Here is a 2063-nt window from a genome sequence, read left to right as displayed (position 1 = left end):
CCCTGAGAAGGGGGGGGAGGGAGGTGCTTACACTTTAGAGATCTCCCCCTTGTTGCGAGACGAGGGTCTGGCCCCGCTGGGGTGGGAGAGAAAAAGGGGGGGGGGGGGGGGGCCCCCCCCCCCCCCCCGCCCCCACTCGAAACCCGACACCACACCAGGAGGAACAGATCCACCCCCGACAGATGATCGAAACCCGAGTCTGCATCGACGACATGCTCGGCCCGCTCGACTGCAAGCTCGACCCCAACAACCGGTGGAACGGCTGGCTCAGCCCGCATTTCCCGCTCGACTCCGCGCGACAGCTGTCCGCACAGACGCTGCGCCTGGCCGAGGAGTGCGGCTACGACTGCACCGACACCATCCACGTGATCGAGGGCCGCGAGGGCAGCCCGGACACCGTGCACATCATCGAAGGCGGCCCCAGCCGGTACAGCGACGACGGCGAAACCATGGCCGTCGCCGTCCGCGTCAACTGGCGGAGCCCGAGCCGGGACGCGGGCCCCGCCGCCAAGATCACCGACGCCACCCCGCAGGCCCGGAAAGCGGCCCGCCGACGCAAGCCCGGCGGTCGCGGAGCCCGCCGCGTGGTCATCGTCCATATCCGATGGCAGTACCTCGACGAGGGCGGCGGCGACGCCGCCGCCAACGTCGTCCGGCCCGACCGTGACGGCCTCTTCCCGATCGGCGGCTGGGAGTGGACGTGGCACGCCGTGCCCTGGTGGTGCCTGTGCGGCTCCGACCAGGATTGGCACACCCTCCGCTGCGAGTGCGGCGTCACCCGCGACCAGGCCCTGGCGCTTGAGGAGGCCGCCCCCCGGATCGGCGCGATCCTCCGCAGGCTCGCCCCCGAGGCGACCGCAGTGGTCTTCGAGACCACCGCCGCTCCCCGGATCGTCATGGTGGTCGCCGGTCCCACCGAACTGAACCTCAGCGACGGCGGCCCGTTCGACACGGAGACGCTCGGCGAGGCGGACGCGGTACTGCACGCCGCGCTGGGCGGCGACCCGATCGAAGGCGGCGCTCACTGGCTCCGGTTTCCTCCCGCCTCCCGCTGAACCGGAGTCGGCCCTGTTGCAGCCCTGATCTGACCGGGGCGGCGGTTGGCACCGCCGCCCCGGCGTTGCTCGAAACCCACACCCACCGAGAGGAAGACCCCATGACCACCACGACTACCAGCACGCCCGCCGAGGAGCGGCACGAGATCGGCGCCCGCGACGCCAGCGGCCGCTACCCCGTCGCCGTCGACGGCAAGCCCGGCGGCCACATCCACCGGTTCCACGGCGAGTGGTACGCCCGCGCCCACGGCCATACCGAGGAAAGCCGCCACGACGACCGGCACGCCGCCGCCGCGCACCTGGTCGAACTGGTCGACTCAGGCGCCACCGACCAGGCGGCCACTCCGGCCGCAGCCGCCCCGCCGCAGGGCATCGTCCCGTGGCTGGCCCCGCGCCTGAAGCCCACCCGCCGCAACATCCTGAGCGCGGGCATCGCCCTCGGCCGTATCGCCGAACTCGCCTGGCTCCCGGAGGACGAGTACGGCAACACCACCGGCTACCCGGGATCTGACAACCCGTGGACGCTGAAATGCCTCCTGTCGGGGCATCACGTCGTCCGCTGGTGGTCCCACCTGCGCGGCCGCAACGGCGACAACCGCCCGCGGCCGGAATACCGGCACGAGGGATGCATCCCCTTCGAGGACCAGGCCGCGAAGGTCGCCGTCCTGGTGGGCGAGCCCCCCACCAGCTGCCCCTGCCTGAAGGTCACCCACCCGACCACGGCCGAGGACGTCGAGAAGCTGCTGGAGCGCGCCGAGCGCGCCCGTAAGGCCGACGACGCCGACACCCTGCGGCCGGTGCTGACGCAGCTGCTCGCACCGTGTCCCGCCAGCAGCGCCCGCGCCGAGTCCATGAAGACCTTCCTGCCCAAGCCCAAGTCCAAGAACTGACCAGCCCGGTGGGGGGGGGGGGGGGGGGGCCCCCCCCCCCCCACCAAAAAAGACCCCCCCCCCCCCCCCCCCCCCCCCCCCCCCCCCCCCCCCCCCCCCCCCCCCACCCCCCCCCCCC

Annotated in this window: 2 protein-coding genes; both read left to right on the top strand. The window is 73.0% G+C overall.

Translation table 11 applies throughout. The features are described from left to right. Positions 1 to 182 precede the first annotated feature (182 nt). On the top strand, positions 183 to 1055 hold the full coding sequence (locus ACFRU2_RS37355; protein ID WP_382980680.1) for a hypothetical protein: 873 nt from the start codon (positions 183 to 185) through the stop codon (positions 1053 to 1055). Positions 1056 to 1156: 101 nt separating this feature from the next. Further along, complete coding sequence (locus tag ACFRU2_RS37350; RefSeq protein WP_382980679.1) at positions 1157 to 1945, top strand: hypothetical protein; 789 nt, start codon at positions 1157 to 1159, stop codon at positions 1943 to 1945. The last annotated feature ends 118 nt before the right edge of the window (positions 1946 to 2063 follow it).

It is taken from the genome of Streptomyces sp. NPDC056883 (assembly GCF_042788835.1).
GTDB lineage: Bacteria > Actinomycetota > Actinomycetes > Streptomycetales > Streptomycetaceae > Streptomyces > Streptomyces stoeckheimensis.
This window is presented reverse-complemented; position numbering and strand designations above follow the sequence as displayed.